The organism is Opitutus sp. sgz309028, from assembly GCF_059821195.1.
Genome location: NZ_JCAMRR010000006.1, coordinates 26,225 through 51,690, shown reverse-complemented (window position 1 = coordinate 51,690; position 25,466 = coordinate 26,225). Strand labels below are relative to the sequence as shown.

At 65.7% G+C, this 25,466-nt stretch carries 23 protein-coding genes; 10 read left to right on the top strand and 13 right to left on the bottom strand.

Annotated elements, in window-relative coordinates:
* Positions 1-6: 6 nt before the first annotated feature.
* The 7 genes from AC6RV7_RS19590 to AC6RV7_RS19560 form a co-directional block, all read right to left on the bottom strand.
* The gene (locus AC6RV7_RS19590) at positions 7-1,872 is read right to left on the bottom strand and encodes a NirA family protein (RefSeq protein ID WP_500095892.1); all 1,866 of its coding nucleotides are present in this window, start codon (positions 1,870-1,872) and stop codon (positions 7-9) included.
* Positions 1,873-2,000: 128 nt separating this feature from the next.
* On the bottom strand, positions 2,001-3,230 hold the full coding sequence (locus AC6RV7_RS19585) for an alginate export family protein (protein ID WP_500095891.1): 1,230 nt from the start codon (positions 3,228-3,230) through the stop codon (positions 2,001-2,003).
* 86 nt (positions 3,231-3,316) lie between these two features.
* On the bottom strand, positions 3,317-4,165 hold the full coding sequence (locus tag AC6RV7_RS19580) for an ABC transporter ATP-binding protein (protein WP_500095890.1): 849 nt from the start codon (positions 4,163-4,165) through the stop codon (positions 3,317-3,319).
* Entirely contained in the window at positions 4,162-5,097 is a 936-nt protein-coding gene (locus tag AC6RV7_RS19575; RefSeq protein ID WP_500095889.1) for an ABC transporter ATP-binding protein, read from the bottom strand. Before AC6RV7_RS19575 ends, AC6RV7_RS19580 begins: the two co-directional genes overlap by 4 nt.
* Before the next feature lie 10 nt (positions 5,098-5,107).
* Positions 5,108-6,070 carry an ABC transporter permease gene (locus AC6RV7_RS19570; RefSeq protein WP_500095888.1) on the bottom strand — a complete coding sequence of 321 codons (963 nt, stop codon included), beginning with the start codon at positions 6,068-6,070 and terminating at the stop codon, positions 5,108-5,110.
* A gap of 29 nt (positions 6,071-6,099) precedes the next feature.
* Entirely contained in the window at positions 6,100-7,446 is a 1,347-nt protein-coding gene (locus AC6RV7_RS19565; protein WP_500095887.1) for a CmpA/NrtA family ABC transporter substrate-binding protein, read from the bottom strand.
* Positions 7,406-8,485: a CmpA/NrtA family ABC transporter substrate-binding protein gene (locus AC6RV7_RS19560; protein WP_500095886.1), complete on the bottom strand. Its 1,080-nt coding sequence runs from the start codon at positions 8,483-8,485 to the stop codon at positions 7,406-7,408. The genes AC6RV7_RS19565 and AC6RV7_RS19560 overlap by 41 nt, the downstream gene beginning before the upstream one ends.
* A gap of 111 nt (positions 8,486-8,596) precedes the next feature.
* Between AC6RV7_RS19560 and AC6RV7_RS19555 the strand changes: the two genes are divergently transcribed.
* The 8 genes from AC6RV7_RS19555 to AC6RV7_RS19520 all read left to right on the top strand — a co-directional run bounded on the left by AC6RV7_RS19555 (position 8,597) and on the right by AC6RV7_RS19520 (position 18,786).
* Complete coding sequence (locus AC6RV7_RS19555; protein WP_500095885.1) at positions 8,597-9,535, top strand: LysR family transcriptional regulator; 939 nt, start codon at positions 8,597-8,599, stop codon at positions 9,533-9,535.
* A 130-nt stretch (positions 9,536-9,665) separates the two neighbouring features.
* Positions 9,666-12,098: a sodium-translocating pyrophosphatase gene (locus tag AC6RV7_RS19550; RefSeq protein ID WP_500095884.1), complete on the top strand. Its 2,433-nt coding sequence runs from the start codon at positions 9,666-9,668 to the stop codon at positions 12,096-12,098.
* A gap of 250 nt (positions 12,099-12,348) precedes the next feature.
* A complete protein-coding gene (locus AC6RV7_RS19545) occupies positions 12,349-13,056 on the top strand; it encodes a hypothetical protein (protein WP_500095883.1) in 708 nt (235 codons plus the stop codon).
* A 269-nt stretch (positions 13,057-13,325) separates the two neighbouring features.
* Positions 13,326-15,698, top strand: a complete 2,373-nt coding sequence (locus AC6RV7_RS19540) for a TonB-dependent siderophore receptor (protein ID WP_500095882.1) — start codon at positions 13,326-13,328, stop codon at positions 15,696-15,698.
* Between the two features lie 168 nt (positions 15,699-15,866).
* A complete protein-coding gene (locus AC6RV7_RS19535; RefSeq protein WP_500095881.1) occupies positions 15,867-16,739 on the top strand; it encodes a helix-turn-helix transcriptional regulator in 873 nt (290 codons plus the stop codon).
* Between the two features lie 86 nt (positions 16,740-16,825).
* A complete protein-coding gene (locus AC6RV7_RS19530; RefSeq protein ID WP_500095880.1) occupies positions 16,826-17,815 on the top strand; it encodes an aldo/keto reductase in 990 nt (329 codons plus the stop codon).
* 28 nt (positions 17,816-17,843) lie between these two features.
* On the top strand, positions 17,844-18,212 hold the full coding sequence (locus AC6RV7_RS19525; RefSeq protein WP_500095879.1) for a hypothetical protein: 369 nt from the start codon (positions 17,844-17,846) through the stop codon (positions 18,210-18,212).
* Between the two features lie 88 nt (positions 18,213-18,300).
* The gene (locus AC6RV7_RS19520; RefSeq protein WP_500095878.1) at positions 18,301-18,786 is read left to right on the top strand and encodes an N-acetylmuramoyl-L-alanine amidase; all 486 of its coding nucleotides are present in this window, start codon (positions 18,301-18,303) and stop codon (positions 18,784-18,786) included.
* Here the strand turns inward: AC6RV7_RS19520 and AC6RV7_RS19515 are convergent.
* Positions 18,783-19,064, bottom strand: a complete 282-nt coding sequence (locus tag AC6RV7_RS19515; RefSeq protein WP_500095877.1) for a hypothetical protein — start codon at positions 19,062-19,064, stop codon at positions 18,783-18,785. The genes AC6RV7_RS19520 and AC6RV7_RS19515 overlap by 4 nt on opposite strands.
* Positions 19,065-19,244: 180 nt before the next feature.
* Between AC6RV7_RS19515 and AC6RV7_RS19510 the strand changes: the two genes are divergently transcribed.
* On the top strand, positions 19,245-20,855 hold the full coding sequence (locus tag AC6RV7_RS19510; RefSeq protein WP_500095876.1) for a hypothetical protein: 1,611 nt from the start codon (positions 19,245-19,247) through the stop codon (positions 20,853-20,855).
* Between the two features lie 49 nt (positions 20,856-20,904).
* Positions 20,905-21,393 (top strand): hypothetical protein, encoded by a 489-nt coding sequence (locus tag AC6RV7_RS19505; RefSeq protein WP_500095875.1) that lies wholly within the window; start codon positions 20,905-20,907, stop codon positions 21,391-21,393.
* Here the strand turns inward: AC6RV7_RS19505 and AC6RV7_RS19500 are convergent.
* From AC6RV7_RS19500 to AC6RV7_RS19480, 5 genes are all read right to left on the bottom strand, one after another.
* On the bottom strand, positions 21,372-21,713 hold the full coding sequence (locus AC6RV7_RS19500) for an antibiotic biosynthesis monooxygenase family protein (protein ID WP_500095874.1): 342 nt from the start codon (positions 21,711-21,713) through the stop codon (positions 21,372-21,374). The genes AC6RV7_RS19505 and AC6RV7_RS19500 overlap by 22 nt on opposite strands.
* Positions 21,714-21,744: 31 nt before the next feature.
* A complete protein-coding gene (locus AC6RV7_RS19495) occupies positions 21,745-22,512 on the bottom strand; it encodes a class I SAM-dependent methyltransferase (RefSeq protein WP_500095873.1) in 768 nt (255 codons plus the stop codon).
* A gap of 293 nt (positions 22,513-22,805) precedes the next feature.
* Complete coding sequence (locus tag AC6RV7_RS19490; protein ID WP_500095872.1) at positions 22,806-23,369, bottom strand: hypothetical protein; 564 nt, start codon at positions 23,367-23,369, stop codon at positions 22,806-22,808.
* Positions 23,370-23,490: 121 nt separating this feature from the next.
* Complete coding sequence (locus AC6RV7_RS19485) at positions 23,491-24,714, bottom strand: ABC transporter permease (protein ID WP_500095871.1); 1,224 nt, start codon at positions 24,712-24,714, stop codon at positions 23,491-23,493.
* Positions 24,711-25,457 carry an ABC transporter ATP-binding protein gene (locus tag AC6RV7_RS19480; RefSeq protein WP_500095870.1) on the bottom strand — a complete coding sequence of 249 codons (747 nt, stop codon included), beginning with the start codon at positions 25,455-25,457 and terminating at the stop codon, positions 24,711-24,713. The genes AC6RV7_RS19485 and AC6RV7_RS19480 overlap by 4 nt, the downstream gene beginning before the upstream one ends.
* Between the last annotated feature and the right edge of the window lie 9 nt (positions 25,458-25,466).

Sequence of the window (25,466 nt, the reverse complement as noted above, 5' to 3'; positions counted from 1 at the left end):
CATCGTTCATTGGCTGAATTTTTCCTGGAGCTCCTTGAGCGAGTGGCGGCGGGCCCAGGCGACGAAGGTTTCGCCCGGCTGACGCTCGGCCGTGAACCGACGCAGAAACTGCTCGACGAGGGCGTTGATCTCGCTGGCGCGCACGCCGCGAAACAGTTCACGTGCGATGCCCTGCTCGTGATCCATGCCGCCGCCGAGAACGACGTGATAGCCCTCGCTGCCGTCGGACAGCCTCACGGCGACGAAACCCACGTCGCCGCAGTAATGCTGCGCGCACGAGTGTGGACAGCCCGTGAAATGAACGTTCACCGGCGACTCGAGCAGCGCGCGATTCCCGAGATGCTTCAGCAGCGACACCGCGTGAGCCTTCGTGTCGGCGCTCGCATATTTGCAGCCGCGGCTGCCCGTGCAGGCGATGATCCCGCCGGCCGCGGCGGACGCTTCGTGAAAAAATCCGAGCCGCGCGGCGGCGCGCTTCAAGGTGTCGACGAACGCGTCAGGCACGTGCGGCACGATCACGCCTTGCCACACCGTCAGCCGCAGCTCGCCACGACCGTAGTTCGTCGCGAGATCGGCGAGCGCGTGCATCTGCCGCGCATTCATCCGTCCGACCGGCACGCCCAGCCCAATGGAGTTGAGGCCCGGCTGTGCCTGACGCGCCGCACCGAGCCAGCCGTGTTTCACCACCGGCGGACGCGGTTCGCAGGCCGCCAGGGGCAGTCGCATCAGCGGAAACGCCAGGCGCTTCTGCGTTTCGTCGAGAAACTTCTCCACGCCCCACTGCTCGAGCAGGTATTTCAGGCGCGCCTTCTTCCGATTCGTGCGATCGCCGTTTTCGGCAAACACGCGTATCATCGCGGCGGAGACGGCGACCGCTTCGCCGGGTTTGACCAGAAGTCCGGTGTCGCGCGCGAAATCGCCGTGGCCGGTGATCCCGCCGAGTTGGACGCGAAAATAGACTCCCGGCACCACGGTGGAACCCGACGTCCCCGTCGGGCTCAGCGGCGAGCCCGCGTCATTCGGCCCGCCGGCGCCGTCAGGCGCCGCCATGCATGACGCGAGCGATTTCTCCGTTACCCGCACGGCCACGAAACCGATGTCGTTCGTGTCGGCGGCGACGGAGATGCTGCCGCCATTGTCGAAGGCGACGTTGAACTTCCGCGGCAGGCCGTAGAGGTCGCGGTGGTTGAGAATGTAATGGTGCAGCGCTTTCGCGAACGGCCGCACGTCGATCAGCTCGGTCGGATCGAAACCGCTGTTCGGCGAAGCGGTGATGTTGCGGATATTATCGGCGCCGGCGCCGCGCGAGGTGAGTCCGAACTCCTGCACGCGCATCAAGACCTTCACGATGTCGCGAGGCTTGAACTCGCGAATCTGCAGATTCCCGCGCGTGGTGATGTGCGCGTAGCCGCCGCCGAGTTCGTGCGCGAGATCGGCGAGCCCGTGCAACTGCACCGCGCTCAATTCACACGCCGGCACGCGCAGCCGGATCATGAAACTGTCTTGCGCCGGCGCGACGTAGAAGAGACCGAAGGTCTTGAACCGATACGTGTGCTCGACGTCGGGGATCTGGTTTTCCTCGGCGTGGCGCACGAGCCGTTCCCAGGCGTCGAGCGGATTCTCGTCGTATTTCCAGCGTTCCTCGCGACAGAGATCGCCGAGCGGCGTGCCGTGAACCGTGTCCTCCGCCGGCGCGGCCGCGAGATTCTGCGGCGCCGCGCCCGCCTCCGCGGCGATCAGCCCGCCGGCAGTGTGACCGACAAACGGCACGAGTCCGCTCGCGGCCACTCCCGCCATGAAGCCTTGGAGGTATTCTTTTTGCGCCGCGGTGAAGGGCGCGTCGGAAGCGTTGATCGGGTCTGCGGTTGCCACGGGAATCTAACCCGCAGTTCAGCACCGCATGTGCCACGGCCCGCCGCCCGACCGATCAACGCGCTGAATTGTTTTAATCTCTCGGATGAAAACCGTTCATCCGCGACGCAACGCGTTTTCCCTCAGGTTTAGAAGTTGAACTCGACCTGCACCCAGAGCTTCCGCACGTCCGGCACGGTGAGGCTGTCGCGCGCGAAGTCCGCATACTTCACGACGCCCGTGAAATACTTCCCGAACTTGCGCGACACCTGCACGTCCCACTCTTCGCCCAGATCGACGCCGGTGTCGGTTTCGAACTGGTGGTAAAACACCAGCAGCGCGATGCCCTCCGGCAGCGTGGTCGAGGCCTTCACGTAGCGATCGCGCAAGCCGCCGCCGGGCGTCGTGAGAAACACGTCCGCCCAGCCGTTGAACGCGTGCAGCGTGGCAAGGGGCGTCTTGAAGCCGACATTGTTGTCGGTGCCGAGCACCTCGTAGCCGAGCGACAGCCCGCCGGGCTTCGCGAGCGCGCCGAGTTCGAGCGCATAGTAGTCGTTGCGGTAATCCTGCGGATTCGAGCCGTAGTCGGACTGCGTCGCGTATTCGGCGCGGTAGGACAACTTCACGCCGTCCGCGATCGCCGGCGTGCCCGTGAGGCTGGCGCCAACGGTCGCGCTGCTGTTGGTCGCGGCGTTGTCGAAATCGAGCAGATACGCATAGCCCGTCAGCGTGCCAAACGGCAGCCCCGCGTAGCTCGCGTTCAACACATGCGAATCGCTGTCCCAGCGGCCTTGCGCGTGCCGGTGCGAGAACACGCGATTGATCCGGTAAAGATAACCGTAGGTGAGCGTCAGCGACTCGAAGGTTTTGTCGGTGACAGTCACCGCGTCGAAGGTCTGTGTGTTCTGCCGCCAGCCGACGTCGCCCACGAAGCGCGCGTTATCGAGCACGAGCCGCTGCCGGCCGGCGGTAAGCGCGGTCTGGCCCGTCGCATACGCGAGCCAGGCCTGGTTGATTTCGGTGCTCTCGGGATCGGCGACCACGGCGCGGCCGGCGCCGCCCGGGTTGAGTCCGGCCTGCGAATAGCGGTCGCCGTCGATCGCGGTGACGTCCTCGGCTTCGATCATCGCCTTGAATCCGTTGATCGGCGCGGTGGTGAAGCCGAGACGTGTGCGGACGGTGTAGGCCTCGGCGTCACGCAGACCCGTTTGGTCGACGCCCTCGTAGCGGGCGCGGACATTGATCGACACCTTTCCCTGGCCAAAGGCTTCGCCGATCGAATCGGCGGAAGCGGCGGCGTCGGCGGCATACGCCGGAACGCTGAAACTCCAGGCAGCAAGCGCGCCCAGAACGATGATCACATTACGGTTGGTCTTCATGGCTTGGTATCAGAACGGTCAGGACAAAAGCAGCGGCCACGTGTCGCGGGAGCAACACGGATCGGGACGGCAAAGGCGCCTCGCGCTCAGACGAGCGAAAACAACCGCTTTCCGGGCCGCGGCTTCGGCGCGGCGGGCGCGTCCGGCCGGGCCGGTTTGAGATGCGACCGATGATTGAGGAAGCCCATAAGCTGCTCGCGCAGCTCGTAGTAGCGCGGATCCTCGAGCAGCGCGCCGCGGTCGCGCGGCCGCGCAAACGGAATCTCCACGATCTCGCCCACCTGCGCCTCCGGACCGTTCGTCATCATTACGACGCGGTCCGCCAGATAGAGCGCTTCGTCGACGTCATGCGTCACCATGAGCGCAGTCTTCTGGTCGCGTTGCCAGAGATCGAGGAGCACGCTTTGCAGTTCGAAACGCGTGAGCGAATCGAGCATTCCGAACGGCTCGTCGAGCAGCAGCATCTTCGGCCCGAGCGCAAACGCCCGCGCGATGCCGACGCGTTGCCGCATGCCCTGGGAAAGTTCGGCCGGGCGCTTGTGCATCGCGTCCGCAAGACCCACGCGCGCCAGATAATATTCCGTCAGGTCGTGACGATCCGCCTTCGAGGCGGTGAAGAACACCTGGTCGACGCCGAGTCGCACGTTTTGATACGCGGTGCGCCACGGCAGCAGGCATGGCGCTTGAAACACGACGCCGCGATCCGGGCCGGCCTCGGTCACCTCGCGTCCGTCGAGCACGATGCCGCCGATCGTCGGCGCGGTCAGGCCCGCGACCATCGACAACACCGTGGATTTGCCGCAGCCGGAGTGACCGATCAGCGCGATGAATTCGCCCTTGCGCACTTTCAGATCGAAGTCGCGCACGACCGACACCGGGCCGCTCGGACCGTCGAAGGTTTTCGTGATGAAAGAAATGTCGAGAAAGGCGCTCATGAGCGGGAGGTTTCCACGGTTTCGTGCTGCAACTCGCCGCGCCGCCGCGCGGGCCGGCCGGGAAAAGCGCGGTCGATCCAGGTGACGTGATCGAGGTTTTCCGGGATCAACGCGGGGAGTCGCAACGTGCGCTGCGACGACGCGGATTTGCGGCCGGCCGACGCGAGCAGCCAGTCGAGGATGTCCTTGCGCAGGCGCTTAAAATGCGGGTCGTGATTCAGCGACTGGCGGTCGCGCGGACGCGGCAGATCGATGTTGAACGAAGGTCCGAGCGTCGCGGCGGGACCGGCGCTCAGCGGCACGACGCGATCGGCGAGCAGAATGGCTTCGTCGGGGTCGTTGGTAATCAGCACGACGCTTTTCCGCTGGTCCTGCCAGATGCGCGAAATCTCGTCCTGCAGCGTCGCGCGCGTGAGCGCATCGAGCGCGCCGAGCGGTTCGTCGAGCAGCAGCACGCGCGGATCCATCGCGAGCGCGCGGGCGACCGCGACGCGCTGCCGCATGCCGCCGGAAAGCTGCCGCGGGCGTTTGTCGCGCGCGGGCGTGAGGTTCACCATCGCGATGAACTTCTCGACCTGCGCGCGCCGCTGCGCGGTGTCGAGGTGCGGGAACACGCGATCGACCGCGAGCGCGACGTTGCCGTGGACGGTGAGCCACGGCAGCAGCGAATAATTTTGAAACACCAGCGCGCGATCGGGACCGGCGGCGGGTATCGGTTTCCCGTCGAGCAGCGCCTCGCCGGTGTCAGGCCGCGCGAGGCCGGCGAGCAGGTTGATCAATGTCGTCTTGCCGCTGCCGGAAAAGCCGACGATCGCGAGGAATTCGCCCGGGTGGAGCTGGAGGTCCAGCCGGCCGAGCACCTCGGTGCGATTAGCGGCGGGGCCAAAGCCCTTCGTCGCGCCGCGCAGTTCGATCACAGGAGTGGAGCTCATGGCGGGAGGTTCAGCGAGCCGGCGCGCCGAAACTCACGGCGCGTTGCAGCGAGAGCATCGCGCGATCGAGCGCGAAACCGATCAGGCCGATCGCGAACACCGCGACCATGATCTGCGCGAGCGTCTGGCTGCTGCCGTTCTGAAACATATCCCACACGAATTTCCCGAGTCCCGGATTCTGCGCGAGCATCTCGGCCGCGATCAGCACCATCCAGCCCACGCCGAGCGAGAGCCGCAGGCCGGTGAAGATCATCGGCAGCGCGGCGGGCAGCACGATCTTCCAGACCTGCGCGAACCAGCCGAGCCGGAGCACCCGCGCGACGTTGAGATAATCCTGGTCGATCGACGCGACGCCGACGGCGGTGTTGATCAACGTCGGCCAGAGCGAGCACAGCGCGACAGTGATCGCGGAACTGAGAAACGCCTTTTCGAACAGCGGCTCCGGCGGATTGTAGAGCGCGCTGACGAGGATCATCACGATCGGCAGCCAGGCGAGCGGCGAGACCGGTTTGAAAAGCTGGATGAACGGATTGAACGCGAGGTTCAGCGACTTGCTCAACCCGCACACGATTCCGAGCGGCACGGCGATCAACGACGCGATCACAAACCCGGTGAACACGGTTTGAAGACTCGTGAGAATCTGCCGAAAGAAGGTGGGCCGAAACGCATATTGGCGCTCCTTCCATTCGCCCTGCGGATTCTTCGCGAGAAACGCGGCCTTGCGTTCGGCCTGACGCGCGTAGAACTCGCGCTCGCGCACGCCCTCGGCGCGATGCTCCTGCCAGAGATTGCCGAGCTCCTTCGCCACGGCGGCCGGTCCCGGCAGCGAACCGAAACTCACCTGGATGTTGCGCGACGCGAGCGACCAGAAGCCGAGAAACACGGCGAGCGAGAGCGCGGGAATGCCGACGTTACGGAGGACGGCGCGCAGGGCACCGTCGAACTTGGAAGAAAACGAAGGGGATATGTTCATGCGTTCACAGGTTGTGGCGGCGGGGCGCGTCAGTCCTTGCGACCGATCGCGAGCCGGCGGAGATAGGCGTTGGGTTCGCGGCCGTCATAGCGGACGCCGTCAATAAATTCGTCCGTCGGTGCGCGGTAGCCGTCGGTTTCCGGCACGTCGGCCGGGAAATGTTTTCCCTCGGCGATGAGCGCCTGCGCGGCGGTGCGGTAGATATCGGGTTTGTAAACAGACTCAGCCGTTTCGCGATACCACGCATCGGGCCTGGCCTCGCCGATCTGGCCCCAGCGCCGCATCTGCGTGAGATACCAGATCGCGTCGCTATAGAATGGATACGTCGCGTGGTGGCGAAAGAAGACGTTGAAGTCCGGCAGCGGCCGCGTGTCGTCGGCCGTATACTGCCAGGTGCCGGTCATGCTGTTGGCGATGACCTGGTAGTCGGCGCCGACATACTCCGGACGCGAGAGCAGGCGGCAGGCTTCGACGCGGTTCTGCGGGCTGGCGTCGAGCCACTGCGCGGCGCGGATGAGCGCCTTCACCACGGCGACGTGCGTGTGCGGATACCTGGCGGCCCAGTTGGCGGTGACGCCGAAAACTTTCTCGGGATTGTTTTTCCAGATCTCGTAATCGGTGATCACCGCGACGCCGATCCCGCGGATCACGGCTTGCTGGTTCCACGGTTCGCCGACGCAGTAGCCCTGGATTGTGCCCTGCGCGAGTGTCGCGGGCATTTGCGGCGGCGGCGTCACGGAGATGAGCACGTCGCCGTCGACGGTGCCGGTGGTGTCCGTCGGCGTGTAGTAGCCGGGATGAATTCCGCCGGCGGCGAGCCAGTAGCGCAGCTCGTAATTGTGCGTGGAGACGGGAAACACCATGCCCAGCTTGAGCGGCGTGCCGGCGGATTTCAGGCGCTGGACGACCGGCCGCAGCGCGTCGGCTTTCACCGGACGCGGCGTCGGCGTCGCTGCGAGTGCAGGACTTGCGGCGAGCATCTCCTCCCAGATGGAATTCGCGAGCGTGATGCCGTTGCCATTGAGATCCATGGAGAAGGCGGTGACGACATGGGCCTTGGTGCCGAAACCGATCGTCGCAGCGAGCGGCTGACCGGCGAGCATGTGCGCGCCGTCGAGTTCGCCGGTGATCACGCGGTCGAGCAGGATCTTCCAATTCGCCTGCGCCTCGAGCGTGACATACAGGCCCTCGTCCTCGAAGAAGCCCTTCTCCTTGGCGACGACGAGCGGTGCGCAATCGGTGAGCTTGATGAAGCCGAATTTCAGATCGGGCCGCTCAGGCTCGTTGGCCAGAACCGGGAGCGCGAGGGTGGGAACGACGAGAACGCAAACGGCATCAAGCCACTTGCGGAACGGTGGGCGAAGGCAGGAAATCATGGTGTTCGGAAAGGGAAAGAGCGGCGTCGTAGCGGTCTTCGCGAAAGAGCCGCGCGGGCAGATCGGCGGGCGTTTCGGCCGGCAACAGATTGGCGTCGGCGAGCTCGCGTTGAATCGCGAGCGCCTTGTCCGCGGTGGGCCGGTTGGCCCGGTCGCGATGAAAGATCACGAAATCCGGCACGGACTCGACCCGGCCGCGGCCGCAGTCGAAGACGCCGGTGAGTGCCGGCGCGATCACGCGCGCGGGGAGATTCAGATACCGCGCGGCGCTGAGCAGCTGCGCGAGCTCGGGACGGTTTTCCGGCACGTCGCACCAGCGCGCCGCCTCGTCGAGCGCGTTCACCAGCGCGACGTGTTCGGCGGCGCGTTCGCTCGCGAAACGCTCGGTGACGAGCAGGACTTTCTCGATGTGAGCGGGCGACTGCGCGCCGCTCCACGTCGGGCACCACGCGATCCCGGCGCGGACGGCGAACGAGTTCCACGGTTCGCCGGCCCAGAAACCGTCGATGGTGCCGGCCTGCAGGTTGCGAAACATCTGCGCGGGCGGGACGACGACGATGCGGACATCGGCGTCGGGCTGGATGCCCGCCGCGGCGAGCCATTGCCGCAAATGGAGATGGTGCGAGGAAAACGGATACACGACACCGAGCGTCAGGCGGCGCTCGCCGCGACGCCCGCGGGCGAGATCGCGCAGGCTCGCGGCGTCGCGCACGCCCGCATCGTGCAACGCGTTGGAAAGCGTCAGCGCGTTGCCGTTCAGGTTGAAAATGAAGGCGGTGCTCGCCGCGGTCGGCACGCAGCCGAGACCGAGGTTGACGGACCACAGCATCGGCGCGAGCGCCTGCGCGGCCTCGAGCTCGCCGTAGATGATCTTGTCGCGAATCGTGGCCCAGCCGACCTCGCGCTGGAGGACGACCTTCAGACCGTGCCGGCGAAAGAGGCCACGCTCCTGCGCGACGACCAGCGGCGCGGCATCGGTGAGCGCGAGAAACCCGAGGCGCAGGGCACGCGCGGACGAGGCGGCGGGAAAGGAAGGCACGGGAAGCGTCATGATCTGCGGCCGCTTCTAGCCGCCGACATGCCAGCCGTCCCGCATGGCGCGATAAGTGCTGAGCAAAGATTTCATGACTCGGATGAAAGGCTTTCATCGATGAACCGGCCGCTTGACAGCCGGCAGTTGCTCGCGTTTTCCGCGCTGGCGCGCTGCCAGAGTTTTACGCGTGCGGCGAAGGAGCTTTATCTCACGCAGAGCGCGATCAGCCATGCGATCAAGGCGCTCGAAGAGGAGGTCGGCAGCCGGCTGGTCGATCGCGCTGGACGGCGCGTGTTGCTCACGCAGGCGGGCGAGCAGTTCCTGCGTCACACCGAGCGCATCCTGCGGGAGATGGACGCAGCGCGCTCGGGGCTGGATGCGCTGTCGCGCTGGGGCCATGGGCGGCTGCGCGTCGGCGCAAGCACCACGGCGTGCCAGTATCTGCTCCCGACGGTGTTGCGGGAGTTCAAGCAAAGTTTTCCAAAGTGCGTGATTACGGTGGAGCCGGGCGACCACGCGCAGCAAGTGGAGTTGCTGCAGGCGAACCGGATCGACCTTGCCATCATGCTCGAGCCGGAAACGACGAACGAGTTCGAGTTCGTGCCGCTGTTCACCGACGAGTTGCGTTTCCTCACCTCGCCGCTGCACCCGTGGGCGAAGGAACGACACCTTATTCGCGAGACGCTCGAAGCCGAGACGCTCGTTCTATATAACAAGGCAAGTTACACGTTCCGGCTCGTGAACGAGTATCTGCGCGCCGAGCACGTGAGCTTCGGCCACTACATCGAGCTGGGCAGCATGGATGCGATCAAGGAGCTCGTGAAGATCGGCGTAGGCGTGGGCGTATTGGCGCCGTGGATCGCGCGGGCGGAACTCGAGGCGGGGGCGCTGGTGGATTTCCCGCTTGGGCGGAAGCGGTTGCGGCGCACCTGGGGCGTCGCGCATTTACGGGGACGCCGGCTGCCGCTCGGCGAGGAGACGTTCATCGGGCTCTGCCGATCGGTGACGGAGAACTTCGGCGACGCCGCGGCAAAACCGGGCCGGCCGCCTACATAAGGCTTTTACCGAATGGAATAAGGCAGACTTTACCAGTGCGCGTTTGGCGAGAATAGACTCGCGAGCCGGGGGCTGCGCGGGCACAACGGGCCGCGTCCCACACCGTTCTTTCTCGCTACCCCTCCCTCTTATGAAGCTACCTCACTTCGTAATTCGGGGCGCCGTCACGGCGGCGCTGTCCTTGCTTTCTACCGCTCGCGCGAGCGAAGCGGACATCAAAATCCCCGACCTCACCCAGGTCAGTTTCGACGGTCTTGGCGGCACCAGCGGGCTCACGCTCATGTATATAGGCCTCGCGCTCTGCATCGTGGGCGCGATCTTCGGCCTCATTCAATACCGGCAGACGAAGGCGCTACCGGTGCATCCGACGATGGCCAGCGTTTCCCACATGATTTGGGAAACGTGCAAGACCTACCTCATCCAACAAGGGAAGTTTCTCGCGATCCTGTGGGTGCTGATCGCGCTGTGTATTGTTTATTATTTCGTCGGCCTGCAAAGCAGCGGGATCGGACATGTCTCCGTGGTGCTCGCCTGCTCGGTGCTCGGCATTCTCGGCAGCTACGGCGTCGCGTGGTTCGGGATCCGGATCAATACGGTGGCCAACTCACGGACCGCGTTCTCCGCCCTTGAAGGCAAAGCCCTCCGGACGCTCGGCATCCCGCTGCGCTCGGGCATGAGCGTGGGCCTGCTGCTCGTCTGCGTGGAGCTGTTCTTCATGATCAGCATTCTCGTATTTCTGCCGCGGGATCTGGTCGGGCCGTGCTTCATCGGTTTCGCGATCGGCGAATCGCTCGGCGCCTCCGCGCTCCGCATCTGCGGCGGCATCTTCACCAAGATCGCCGACATCGGCTCCGACCTGATGAAGATCGTGTTCAAGCTGCCGGAAGATGACCCGAAGAATCCGGGTGTCATCGCGGACTGCACCGGCGACAACGCCGGCGATTCGGTCGGGCCGACGGCGGACGGTTTCGAAACCTATGGCGTCACAGGCGTGGCGCTCGTCGCCTTCCTCGCGCTGGCGCTCGCGGCCAACGCTTCGGTGTGCGCGATCCTCATCATCTGGCTCTTCACGATGCGCGCCCTGATGATCGTGACCTCGCTGCTGTCGTATTCGATCAACCAGGTCATCACGCATGCGAAATACGGTCATCAGAAGGATTTCGATTTCGAGGCGCCGCTCACGCACCTGGTCTGGCTCACGTCGGCGGTGTCGATCGCGATCACGTTTGCGGCGAGCTATTTCCTGCTCGCACATCAAGCCGGGATTCATCCGAGCCTCTGGTGGGTGCTGTCCGTGATCATCAGCTGCGGCACGATCGCCGGCGCGCTGATCCCGGAGTTCACGAAGGTTTTCGTCAGCACGAATTCCCGCCACGTGAAGGAGGTGACGAACTGCTCCCGCCACGGCGGCGCGTCGCTCAACATCCTCTCAGGCTTCGTCGCGGGTAACTTTTCCGCGTTCTGGATGGGGCTGTGTATCATGCTGCTGATGTGGATCTCGTATCACTTCTCCCAAAACGCGGGCCTGCTCTCGATCATGCCGGAGAAGTTCGTCTTCGCGGCGCCGATCTTTGCGTTCGGCCTGGTCGCCTTCGGTTTCCTCGGCATGGGACCGGTGACGATCGCCGTCGACAGTTACGGACCGGTCACTGACAACGCGCAGTCTGTCTACGAGCTCTCGCAAATCGAGGGGCGCCCGAACATCGGCGCCGAGATCGAACGGGACTTCGGCTTCACGGCCGATTTCGCCAATGCCAAATACCAGCTCGAGAAAGGCGACGGCGCGGGCAACACCTTCAAGGCCACCGCCAAACCCGTGCTGATCGGCACGGCGGTCGTCGGCGCCACGACGATGGTGTTCGGCATCATCATCCTGCTCGAGAATCTGTTCGGCGGCGTGATCACGAAGCTCTCGATCGTCCAGCCCGAGGTGATCCTCGGCCTGATCATGGGTGGCGCCGTCATCTACTGGTTCACCGGCGCGAGCACGCAGGCGGTCGTCACCGGCGCCTACCGCGCGGTCGTTTACATCAAGGAGAACATGAAGCTCGACGCGTCGATCGCCTCGGAGAAGGACTCGAAGGAGGTCGTCCGCATCTGCACGATCTATGCGCAGAAGGGCATGTGGAACATCTTCATCGTGGTGTTCTGCCTCGCGCTCGCGCTGCCGTTCTTCAACGCGTATTTCTTCATTGGATACCTGATCGGCATCGCCTTCTTCGGGCTGTTCCAGGCCATCTTCATGGCCAATGCCGGCGGTGCGTGGGACAACGCCAAGAAGATCGTCGAGGTCGAGCTCCGGCAGAAAGGCACGGACCTGCATGCGGCGACGGTCGTCGGCGACACCGTCGGCGATCCGTTCAAGGACACGTCGTCGGTCGCGATGAATCCCGTGATCAAGTTCACCACGCTCTTCGGCCTGCTCGCGGTCGAGATCGCGGTCACGATGACGAACGAAAGCGTGAAGCACACGATCGGCGCGGTCTTCTTCCTCGTCGCGCTCGCCTTCGTCTATCGCAGCTTCTACGGCATGCGCATCCCCGCCGACAACACGGATGCCTGAGCGAGTTTAATGTAGGGCGGGGTCTCCTATCCCCGCCTTCCGACCGCGGCGCCCGCCGGGGCACCCTTCGGGCGGGTCTTCGGACCCGCCTCTTCTTTTTTCCGTCCGCCCGATCGCGCATCGGAAAACTTCCTCAGAGACTCCGCCCATTTCCCCTTAGCGCCGGAACCGTCGCCACACGCCGGCAGACTATTGCGTGGCCCCGGCGTTCGCCGCCAGCGCGAGCGTCCGAATCCAACCCACCGTTCCCATGAAGACGAAATTCATCCGCCTGTTTCCGCTGGTCTCCGCCTCCTGCTTGCTCGCCCTCTCGCCCGCGCTTCGCGCCGGCGAAAACGCCGCACGCGCCGACGCCGCCGTTTCCGAAGTGAAAGGCGACGCCGCCAAAGCCGCGCTCGACGGCATCGACGCCGAAATCGATCGGCTCGACGCCCTCGTCGACAACGCGCCCACCGCCGAAGAGCGCGACGCCGCCCGCCTGCGTCTCGAAGCGCTCAAAAGCCGCCGCAACGAGCTCCGCAAAACCTACGTGAAGGCCCGCTACGAGGAACTCAAGGCCGACGTCCGCGAGGAAGCCAATCGCCTCGCCGCCTGGGCCAAACGCACCTTTGCCAACGCCGACGACAAGCTCCGCGCTGCCGCGGGCGATGCGAAGGAGCACCTCTCCGCCGCCGGCGATCGCATGCGCGCCGCCGCCCGCGAGTTGACCGATTACAAGGCCCGGCCAACCGACCGCAACAAGGACGAAGCCAAGTCCGCTCTCGACGCCGCCGAGGCGCGGATCGACCAGCTCGACGCGCGGGTGGATCAGCTGCCCAGCGGCGTCGACCGCGACGCGGCGAAGCAGCGCGTCAAGGACCTCGAGGACCGGAAGGACGCGCTGGAAAACAACTTCAACAAAACGAGCTTCGACGCGCTGGTCGACGACATCGAGGCCGAAGCGCGCCGCTTCCGCTGAGCGATGACCGCCCGCGCGGCAGCGAGGTCGGCTTGGAATCCGCTGCGATCCGGTCGTGGTGCGATCGACGACGGACGGAGCCGTCCGTCCGCTGTATCCGTGTCCTGGTGACGCGCACGCGTCGATCGGCGACGGCGGCCGTTCCCCGGAGGGCGGTGAGCGTTTTGTGCTATTTCATGAGCGTCCTGCTCGCTTTACAGCGACGAAGGGCGGGGGTTTGGGTCAGTCTCGCGCCGGTCCCACGGCACGGTTGTCCCCTTTTCCGTCCTATGAACCCCCTGCACAAACACCTGGCATTGTTATGCACCGGAGTGGCCGCCACGCTGCCGACCGCAGCCTGGAGCCAGTCCCAGCCGTCCGCCGCTGCGGCCGGCGACGAGGAAGTCACGCGACTCGCGACTTTCACCATCACCGAAACCGCCGCCAACCCGTATCAGTCGGGTCAGGCACTGTCCGCCTCGCGCGTCGCGATGCCAATCCAGGACATCCCGCAAACGGTGTCGGTCGTCACCAACGAGTTCCTGAAGGACTCGATGAGCTTCCGCATGCTGGACGCGGCGAAGTATGTGACGCCGATCAGCGAATCGACGCTGCCCTACGGCGGCGATCGTTACACGATCCGCGGCTTCCAGGTCTCCCACGAGTTCATCGATGGCACCGAGATCTCCGGCCAGGACGGCTATAGCATGTCGATCGTGCCCTATAACATCGAGCGCATCGAAATCATCAAAGGCCCCAACGCGATCCTCGTGCCCGGCGGCAGCCCCGGCGGTCAGATGAATCCGATCACGAAATCGCCGATCATGAAGGACCAGTCCTCGACCACCCTTCAGCTCGGCCAGTATTTCAGCAACGCCCTGAGCACCGATCTGAATCGTGTGCTCAACGACAAAATGGCCGCCCGCCTCGTGCTCGCCTACTGGGACAGCGACGGCTACGCCCGGAACCAGTTCCGCCGCGGCTACATGATCGCGCCGTCGTTCAGCTGGCAGCTCACGCCGACCAACAAGCTCGTGGTCAAGGCGGAGTTCATGCAGAACCGCGAGACCAATCTCGGCGGCCTGCCCCTCGATCCGAGCGTCGGCACCGACACGTCCGCGATGATCGCGAAAGGCCTGCCGCGGGACTGGTCGTTCGCGGGCGATGACCGCTGGGATCAGCGCCACCGCGCCACTGAGCGCATCACGATGGAGCTGTTCTCCGATCTCGGCGACCATGTGTCGTCGCGCCTGCAATTGATGGCCAACCATGTCACCCGCGAGGATCAGGGCGGCACCAGCGCGGCCATCAAAGGCACCCTCGGCTCGCGCAATCCCAACACCGGCAAGTATGAGCCGGGCGTGATCTGGGCGCTCGATCAGACCGGTCCGACCGCGGTCGCCACCTCCTCCCCCGTGGCCATTCCCGATCCGGGCAGCTATGTCTATTCGCGCACCTACGGTGCCGTCGACTTGTGGTATTCGGAGGCGCACCTGCGCAACGAATACGCGATCAAGTTCGACACCGACCTGGTCAAGTCCACGACCGTTGCGGGCCTCGCGGGCAACTTCTCGAAAGTTCAGTTCAAGTCCTACGAGGGCGTGGCCCGGCCCGACGTGCCTGCCAACGCGCTCGGCAGCGCCACCTACCCGCACCTCACATACCTCGAGCCGGCCCTCACGAACACCGGCGGCAACCGCACCGGCAAACAGGAGGACCTGCAGCTCTTCGTCTACGAGAATGCCTCCTTCCTGCGCGATCGCGTGCAGCTCTCCGGCGGCGTTTCCCGCTTCTTTGGCCAGCTGTCCCGCATCGATCAGACCGGCCTGGCGCCGGCGATGACCTATCCGAGCTACAACCTGTCGACGACCGCGAAGACCTTCGGCGCCGTCATCAAGCCGATCAAGCCCGTCTCGCTCTTCTACGGCTACAACACCAGTGGCGGCACGATGCCGAGCTCGCTCAATCCCGGCACCTACGCGCCGAATTTCCGCGTCGCCGCCGGCACGCAGAAGGAATACGGCGTGAAGGTCTCCACGCTCGACGGCCGGCTCACCGGCTCGTTCTCCTACTTCAACATCGAGCAGGAAAACTACGCCGTCCCGAACAGCGAATACTACTCGCTCGTCGCCCTGGGCAAGTTCGCCGAGGCCGCCGCGCTCCAGAATCCGCTGTATCTCAACCTCACCTCCAAGGGTTGGGAATTCGAGGCGACTTACGCGCTCAGCAGCAACCTGACGCTCATCGGCAACTACACGTCCTACAAGGCGCGCCAGCCCATCACCGAGGTGCCGATCCGCGGCGTGCCCGATCACGCCGGCGCCATCTACGTCGATTACCGTTTTACCGAAGGCGCGCTCCACGGCTTCAGCGTCAACGTCGGCGTCGACTACAAGAGCGAAGTCGCCGGCGACTCCGCGACGGGCTACACCACGACCAAGCCGCTCCCCGGCGGAAACTTCGTGCCGAACCAGCCTTCATTCTATGTCAATGGCCGCACGCTCGTGAACGTCGGGTTCGCTTACAAACGCGACCAATGGACGGCCCGCCTGCAGGTCAGCAACGTCTTCGACAAGGACTATCTCCTCGCCTCGCTCAGCCGCACGGCCGTGCTCGTCGGCGACCCGCTCAACGTGAAGGCGTCCTTCACCTATAACTTCTAAGGTCGATCGTCCTCAACCTTCGACCGCGCAGGCCGGCGTCACCACGCCGGCCTTTTTTATTGCACCAATCCCCGCGCGCGCGGTCGGACTGACCGAACCATCGCCGACTAGCGGCGCCTCCCGCTCGCGCCCATCTTTTGCGCCAGCAGCACCCCCAACCCCTCTTCCATGCTGCGCTACTTCGCACACGGACCCGTTCGCTGGAAAAATGGCATGCGCTGCAACACGCGCACCAATTGGGAATTCTATGCCGTCACCTCCGGCCGCTGCGGCGTGAAGTTCACCGACCGCCAGCGTCCTCGTTTCCGCGAGAAAACCCTCTGGTTGTTCGCGCCGGACTGCTCCCACGCGTGGGCGAACCACCAGCAGCGTCACTACGAGCGCGTTTCCCTGCACTTCGGCACCGTGCCCTACCCGCTCGACGAACTCGTCCGCCAAAACGGCGGCTGGCTCGAGCGCCCGCTCTCACCGGGCGAGCTGACCCGGATCCAGGCGTGGGCCAACGAACTCGAGCCCGCCTTCCGCCGTCCCACCCTCATCAGCCCGCTGCTTTTTCAACGGCGGCTGCTCGACCTCTCGCTGCTCATGCTCGAGGGACGCGAGTGGGACGACGCCCCGCTCGCCCTCACCGATCTCGCGACCTTCAAGACCCAACGCGCCGTCTCCTGGTATGACGAGCACCTCGCCCAAAACCCCACGGTCAAGCAGGTCGCCGACGCCATTCACGTTTCCCCCAGCCACCTCCGCCGCCTCTTCTGGCAGACGCGCAAGGCCAGCCCGAAGGCCGTCTTCCGCCACCTCCGGCTCGACAAGGCCAAGGAGCTCATGAGCAGCACGTCGCTGACGCTCGACGACGTCGCGCGGCACTGCGGCTACGCCAGCGCCAGCCATCTCTGCCGCGATTGCCGCGACGTTCACCACTTCTCGCCGACGACCTGGCGCAAGAAGCTGATCGACCGGTTTGTCCATCCGCTGCCGCCCGGCACCCAACCCGTCCGCGAATACAGCATCCGACCGGAAGAGCGGACGCTGCCCGCCTGATCTCCGGTTCCACGCGGGAAATTATCCCGGCGTTTCCTCATCGAGGGGCTGACAAGCGGCAGCCGTTGCTGCAACGTTGCCGTCCCATGAAATACCGGCCTTTCGGCAAACATCCTTTCAACTGCTCCGACATCGGTTTCGGTGCCTGGGCGATCGGCGGCTCGTGGGGCCAGCAGGCCGATACCGACTCACTCGCGGCGTTGAATCGCGCGCTCGATCTTGGCGTCAACTTCATCGACACCGCCGCCGGCTACGGCGATGGCCGCAGCGAACGTCTCATCGGCCAGGTGCTCCGCGAACGCGCCGCTGCCGGAAAAAAGGAGAAGGTTTTCGTCGCCACCAAGACGCCGCCCTCCGCCGGCCCGTGGCCGCCATCACCCTACTGCCGCGTCGAGGACCGCTACTCCGAGGCTTACCTGCGCGAAAACGTCGCCGTCCGTTCCGCCAACCTCGGCGTCGAGAAGATTGACCTATTGCAACTGCACACCTGGACGCGCGCGTGGAACCGCAACCCCACGCCGTTCAAAATCCTCCGCGAACTCCAGGCCGAGGGAAAGATCGGTCTCGTCGGCATCTCCACGCCCGAACACGATCAAAACAGCGTTATCGAGCTCATGCGCGGCGGCTGGGTCGACAGCGTGCAGGTGATCTACAATCTGTTCGAGCAGGAGCCCGCCGCCGAACTCCTCGACGTCGCGAAGGAATGCGGCGTCGGCATCATCGTGCGCGTGGTCTTCGACGAAGGCGTGCTCACGGGCAAGTTCACCAAGGACACGAAATTCGCGGCCGACGATTTTCGCGCGAACTACTTCGCCGGCGACCGGCTCGAACGCGCCGTCGCGCGCGCCGAGGAAATCCGGCAGGACCTCGAGGGCTCGGGCTACACGATGGCGCAGGCCGCGATCAAGTTCGTCCTCGCGCATCCCGCCGTGTCGACCGTGATTCCGGGCATTCGCAATGTCGCCCAGGCCGAGGCCAATTGCGGCGTGAGCGACCTGCCGCCGATGCGCGCCGATCTCCTGCTGAAGCTGCGCCGTCACAACTGGCGTCGCGCTTTCTGGTATAACGGCAAATAAGCCGCGTCCGCCGCCCGCAGCGTCCGTCATGAACGCCCTCCTGCTGCTCGCGCCGCTGTTCCTCGGGTTCGAGTGCTGGCAGCTGGTGATGGGCGAGCGTTATCTCGGCATCAAACAGATCGCCCGCAACGCCGACCCGCGCACGCTCGGGCTGGGCGAGTTCACCGCGTTTTGCTGGACCGCCCTGCTCTTCGCCTACTGGGCGTGGATGCTCCTCCTGCTCGCGACGCCCGCGGCGCGGTTGCCGGCCCTGGTCCTTCTCGCCGTCTCCGCCACCGGCTACGCGCTGCGACGCAATGTAGGCCTGAAATGGATACTGGTCGTCCTCACGATCGAGGGCGCGGTGCGCGTCGGCTTGCTCGTCTCGCTGACCGTCGTCGCCTGGCGGCGACTCTAGCCGGGCTGCCCGGCGCATTCCCGTCCGCCAGCAAGAAGACGACACGATCGGCGCTGTGCTCTCTGGTCGCCAATCCGTTGCCCGCGCCATGCCCGGCTTCACCGAAATCGTCCGCCCTTCGCCCAACGTCACGCCCGACCGGACGCATGAACGCTGGGGTGTGCTGTTTCACCACAGCGTGCTTTCCTTCGAGGACACGATCGCGTTGATGACCGATCCCGCGAGCGAGGTGAGTTACCACTGCCTCATCGCCGCGAGCGGCACGCGCTGCACGTTCGCGCCCGACGAACGCATCGCCTGGCATGCCGGCGCGTCCCGCTTTCACGGTCGCGCGCGCTGCAACGATTTCCTGCTCGGCGTGGCGTTTGCCGGCGACACCTACGCGACGCCGCTGACGCATCATCAAATCGCCTCCGCTCTCGAGTGGCTGGACGCCCGCTGGGTTCGTTACGGCTGGAGTCTCGACCGGCTCGCCGACCACCGCACCGTCGCGCCCGGGCGCAAGGACGACCTCGCGCCCGCGGAATGGAACCGTCTGCGCCGCGCGATCGCGGCGCACTTCGACGCCGCTTAGCGCGCGAGCCGCCGCATCGCCGGTTTCGCCACCGGCTCGGCCAGCGATTCGCGGAAAAACTCCTGCGCGGCGTTGATCAGCTTGCTGTATTTGCCGTAATCGCCCGCCCACGAATTCGGCACACAGACGCGCTTGATCACACCCTTGCCCATCTGGTCCGGCGCCTCGCGGTCCGGCGTGAGCTCCATCGAAAATTTCGGGTCGTGCGTGTGCACCACGTAGTGCCGGGATCCGTCGCGCTCCTCCCGCTCGATCCGGAGAAAATTGGCCAGGCTCATCGGCTGCCACGGAAGCACGTTGGCCGCGCGAACGCAACCCGTCGCTCGCCTCGGCGGCTCCAGGCGTGCGCCGCACCACTCCGAGGTTGAAAATTTCTCCCCGCACCCGCAGAAACGTGCCACCGCCCGCCCGCGGGCGCTCGCTCTCCCCTCGCGGACACGGACACCTGCCGCCCTTTCATGAGCCTTCCCGACCAGACTCCGAAACTGCCCAAACTGCCGTTCCTGATCGGCGACGCCGCCCTGCTCGTCACCGGTTGGTATATCGCCTACCAGAGCGACGGTCCGCTCTCGCTCGCCGGCACCGCCGTGGTCGCGGGCTGCGTGATCGCCGGCGCGATCATCGGTGCGATCCCGTTCCTCACGGATTATGCGCGCAAGCAGGACGAGGCGCTCGACGAACGCCAGCGGAGCCTCGACGCCCTTTCCCGCACCGTCAGCGGCGCCGCCGAACAGATCGGCATCGCCGCTACCGGTTTCCACCAGATCGCCGAGATCGCGCACAAGACGCTGAAACAGGCCGAACAACTGCCGCACCGGCTGCAGGACAAGATCGCCGAGTTCAACGCCCAGATCGAGAACGCTCGCGAGGACGAGCGCGAGGAACTCGAGAAGGAAATCGCGGAGCTCCGCGCCTCCGAATCCGAACGGCTGGAAACGTCGGCCGAGAAAATCAACAAAGCCATCGCCGAACTCGCCCGCCTCGACGCCGCCGCGCAGAAACAGATCGCCGCTCGCACCGAGGCCCTCGAGCGCGCCACCCAAGCCGTCACGAAGGCGCAGTCCGACAGCTCAGCCGCCGTCCGCGAGGCGATTTCCGCGGCGTTACGCGATCTCGCCGAAGCGCAGAGCCAGGCGCTCGCGGCCATCGATCGCAAACTGGCCGAGCGCACCGCCGCCGCGGTGGCGGCCATCGAGGCATCACTCGCCAAAGCGTCGACGGCCGTCGCGCCATCGATCACCACGGCTCCTTCCGCCGCCCCTGAAGCGTTTGCGGCGCCATCCGAAGACGTTGCTCCGCCGGTCAAGCGACCCCGCAAAAGTCGCCGTGAAGAGCCCGAGGTCGCCACCGAAACTGCGTCCGAGTCGCCCCCGGAAGCTCCGCCAGCCGCCCCCCTCGTGGCTGTGGCGGACGTCGAGCCCTCCGATCCCGCTCCCTCCACGCCCAGCGAGCCGCCGGCGGAAGCAGCCGAGCCCGCGCCTGTGGTGGCGGAATCCATTTCCCACATCGCACCTATCGCGCCCGCATCCGCCGACCCGTTTGGCCTCGCCCCGGCGACCGTCACCGAAGCGGAGGTCGCCGACCCGGTCGCCGAGCCGGCGCCTGCCGCGGCGATTGAGGGCGAGCCGGTCATGGCTGCGACCGCCGTTGAACCGCCACCCACGGAACGCTCCGGCCGCAAGCGGGCCAAAGCCGCGCCCGTGGATCCGACGCCCGATTTGTTTTCGCAAAGCTCGCCCGATGAGTTCGCACTGGTCGGCGACGAAAGTCCGGTTACGGCCGGCGAGGTGGTCGAAAGCGTGATGTCCTCCGACGGCGCCACCCGGCTCATCGCGACCGCCTACATCGGCATCGGCAACCGGCTCTTCATCCGCGGCGACGGCCCAGGCTTGAGCTGGGACAAAGGCGTGCCGCTGCAATTTATCTCGATCGGCAAGTGGCGCTGGGAAACCAGCGATCCCGCCGGGCCGATCCGCTTCAAGCTCCTGAAAAACGACGAGACCGAATCCTCCCTCGGCTCGCTCACGCTCGAGCCCGGACACCAGCAGGAAGTCACGGTCAAATTCTAGCGACCTCCTCTCCCGGCTGTCCGCGGCGAAACTCTGATCCGAAAAACTCATGAGTCTCTCTTCCGCCGATCTTTACCGGGAACTGATGGCTGAAATGCGGTGGCGCCGCGACACCGAGTTCAAGCTCCTCACCGTTCACATCGCCGTCTCGAGCGCCGCCGTCGCCCTCGTCACCCAAGCCCAGGGGAAAGGAGCAGGCCTCGAAATTCTCGCGCCGGTCACCGCCGTCGCCCTGGTCACCACCAGCTGGCTCGCGATCCGTTCGAAGGTGATCAGCGAAAACAAAATCTACCAATACCTCGGCGCGCGCGTCGTGCGGATCTGGGAGGAAGCGAAGCTGTTCACGGCCGCGGCCGAAGGCGTGCCGCCGTTTCTCGAGGAGCGCAGCCGGCGCTTCGGCACCGGCGCCGGCAGCAAGCTCACGCTGCGGAGCCTGTTCCTCGCGTGGCTCGCCACCGTGCTGTTCGCGTCGATCGTCGTGCTGCGGACGCTCCTGGCCCTCGCTGCCGAAGCGGGCTACGACTGCGATTTTCCGTAGGCCCGCTCCACCCGCGCGATTCGCACCTCGTAGTCCGCATACCACGACGCCCGCCCCGCGGCCTGCGCCTGCTCGTGCTCCGTGTCGCGCTTCCAGGCGCGGATGGCCGCCTCGTCACGCCAGTAGCTCACGGTGATGCCGAAACCGCTCGCGTCGCGGGCGCTGTCGATGCCGAGAAAACCATCGTAACGCGAACCGAGCTCGAGCATGCGTTCGGACATGCGCTGGTAACCGTGATCGCCGTCGGTGCGCTGCGAAATGAAGATCACGGCGTAATACGGCGGTTCGGGCGTGCGGGCCAGGGGGCGGGACGGGTTCATCGTAGTGGAAGTTTGGTTACGGTGGAAGGTTTCAGGCGGCGCAAGCCTGCGGCCGGCGGTTGAGCACGAGCATCGCGCCGCTGCCGCTGAAGAACTCATAGGCGACGGGCACGACTTCGCTCGTGATTCCGCGCGCCAGCAGCTCGCGCTGCAGCCGCGGCAGTTCCGGGTAGCGCTTGCCGTCCGCGCCGCAGAGCGGATGCAGGCGAACCTCGCCCGCGCTCACCCGCGCCAGCTCGCGGCAGGCGGCGAGGTGCCATTCGAAGTCGAAACGTCCGCCATAGACGAACAGCAGGTGTGCGCACAGCACCAGGTCGAAGGCCCCGTCGAGAAACGGCAGCTTCGGCAGCGCCGCGCCGACGTAGCGTCCGTGCACGAAATGCGCGGCATAGTCGGCCAGGAAACGCTGCGCCGCCGCGCGCCGTTCGACTTCGGCCTCGTCGATCGAACTGAAATACGCGTTCGCACTCTGCCGGGCCGTGCGGAACAGCCGCGGCTTGGCCCGCATCTGGGCAAACATCTTCGCGTAATCGATCTGGACGTGCGCCGTGAGCGCGTCCACCGGCGAGCCGTAAAGCGGATCGACCGCAACCGCATCGACACCGCGGCGGCACGCTTCCGCCGTGAACGAGGCCGGCCCCGCGGCCACGTCGAGCACGGCGCGCCCTCGCCACGCGAGCGGATCGATATCGAAGAAGCGCGTGTATTCTTCCAGCGAGCGGCCGAAGAACGAAATCGACGGCAATTCCAGTTGGACAGGTTCGGGCGATCTGGGAGGAGCAGCGAGGGCGGTGGTCATGACGGAGCGGGGAATGGAGAAGGGAAAATAAAAAACCCGACTCGGAAGAGTCGGGCTCGGCGGATGGTTTTGATTTTCAGCGCGGCACCTGGGCCGCAGGGCGCTTTTCGCACCTCACCATCGTCGCCGGGCCGACCCAAGGCGCCAGACGCGTTTACCCGCCGTCATGGAGATGACGGACGCGGCAGCGCGAGCGTGGGCGACGAGATTCATTGCGCGTCGTGATGCGCGAGCGCCTCCGTGCGCGCAAGCGCAAAGTTGCCGGCGACTTGCGGACCGACGGTGTGGACCGGTCAGCGGTTGCCCTTGAAAACCGCCTTGGCCGCGAGCAGCGGCGCCTGGGTCAAACGCTGCACCGCCGAACCTGCCGGCCGCGCCGGCGACGCCGGTTCGGCGCGCTGTTGCTCCTGCGCGCTGACGCGGCCTTCGCGTTCGGTCACTTCTTCCTCGCGCCGCTTGAGCGTCAGCTCCAGTTCGCGCAGGGCGATGCGTTCGTCGCGCATCTGTTTCTGCTCCGCTTCCAGTAGCGCGCGTGCGCGATAGAGTTTTTCCCAAGCCGCCTCGAGCGCGGGGTCGCTCGCAAAGGGCGTCGCGCTGGATGGCCGCAGGAAGGGCGAGGCGCTCGCGGCCGGCGGCGCGGTGCGGCTGGCGGCCTGATCCAGCTGCGTCTGCCACGCGCGCAGCCGGCTTTCGTAATTGCGCAGATTCATCTCGCGCTCGCGCAGCGCCTCGAGATCGGCGGCCAGCTGTCCGCTCATCGAACTGGCGGGAGTGCCTTCGCCCGGGCCCGTTTCGCCGGCGCGACGGGGAAGGTGGAAGCCAGACGGATCGTGGTCGAAGGGGGGCGTTGAGTTCATGGCGTGCCGAAGTGGCGGCGCGCGATGTTATACAGGTTCCTCGGCCGCTGCCTATGGGCCGCCGCCGTTTTTACCGCCACTTTACCAGTCGCCCCGTAGTGGAGAATCACCTACGCGACGCTCAGCTCCGGAACATCACGTCTTCGCGCTCGAACATCCGCACCGCCACCGCCAGCGCCACCGCCGCGTAGACACAGGATGAACCGAAGATCAGGGCGATGTAGTTCCAGTGCCAGACGCCGGACAGCATCTCCTTGCACACGAGCGAAAGGTTCAGGATCGGCACCAGCGCCAGCTTCAGGTTCAGGTCGATGCCCGGGAGCATGCCGACGACGGCGGGCATGATCACGACGATCATCAGCGGTCCGACATAGCTCTGCGCCTCCTTGAAGCTCTTCGCATAAAGCGCGATCGTGAATACGACGGCCGAGAACAGCACCGCCACCGGTATCACCATTAACACTACGCCGAGGATGCCGACCGGATCGATCATCGGCACGAAGCCGCCCGTGCCGGGTCCGGCCGGGGCCGCGCTCCCGCCCGGCGGCGCCAGCAGTCCCATCAACGCGGCCGTCGTGCCGAGCGACGCGAGCGACATCGCCATCGCGGCCAGCGAACCCGTGAGCACCATGAGAAACTTGCCGAGCACGATCTCGATCCGCGACACCGGGCTGCACAGCAGCGTCTCCATCGTCCCCCGCTCCTTCTCGCCGGCTGTCAGGTCCATGCCCGGATACATCGCGCCGGTGAAACAGAGGATGATGATCACGTAGGGGACGAGACCGCCGAACAGGTTTCCGCCCACCTTCTCCGGCGCGGCGACGTTCTGGCTGCTGATCTCGAAGGGGCGCACCAGCGTCGCCGGCAGCGAACGCTCGGCGAGCAGCGCGGTCACCGCCTGCTCCCGCAACTCCCGAAAAAACCGATCGATCGCCTCGCGCGCGAAGCCCGACTTGATCTCCCCTTCGTAGTGATAAATCACCACCGGCGGCGCGTGACCCGCCTGCAACCCCGCGTCGAATCCCGCCGGGATCTCCACCGCCGCGCGGATCTTTTTCTCCGAAATTTGCGAGCGCCACTCCGCGCTCGCCGGCACGAGGCGAAACTGTTTCGCCGCGGCCAGCTGGGCCCGCACCGCCGGCGAATCCTCGCCACCGAGCACCATGATCGCCGGGATCTCCTTCCGCGCTTTGGCGAAGATCTGCGTCGCGATCTTGCCGAGGCCGAACATCAGCAGCGGCATCACCACGGTCGGGATCACGATCGTGGAGATCAGCGTCCGCCGGTCGCGGAGCGAGTCCTTCAACTCCTTCAGGTAAACCGTCAGAATGCTGCGCGTCGTCATGACTTTCGTTCCTCCCAGCCCACCGCCTTGACGAAGAGTTCCTCGAAATCCTGCTCCCCGTAGCGCTCGCGCAACTCCGCCGGCGAGCCCTCGGCGAGCAGCCGCCCGTCGTGGATGATGCCCACCACGTCGCAGAGCTTTTCCACCTCGCTCATGATGTGCGTGGAGTAGATCACGGTCTTGCCGCGCTCGCGACAGTCGCGGACGAAGCGGACGATCGCGCGGGCGGTCATCACGTCGAGGCCGAGCGTGGGTTCGTCGAAGATCATCACGGAAGGATCGTGGACGAGCGTGCGCGCGATCGAGGTCTTTTGCTTCATGCCGGTGGAGAGCTTCTCGCAGCGCCGGTCGAGAAACTCGTGGAGCCCGAGGTCGTCGGCGAGTGTCTGCACCCGTTGCGCCACCAGCGCGTCGTCCAGTCCGTTGAGCCGGCCGAAATACGTGATCATTTCCCGCGCGGTGAGCCGCCCGTAGAGCGCGGTGCTCGCCGCGAGGAAACCGACGTGCGCCCGCACCCGCCGGGCCTCGCGGACGACATCGAACCCCGCGATCGAGGCGGAACCGTCCGTCGGCTTGAGCAGCGTCGCCAGCAGGCGCAGCGTCGTCGTCTTGCCCGCGCCGTTCGCGCCGAGCAACCCGTAGATGCGCCCGGGCTCCGCGCGGAGCGAGACGTTGTCCACGGCGCGGATGGGCCCGCGCTTCCGATCGGCAAACACCTTGGTGAGGTTACGGGCGACGATCATATCGGAAAT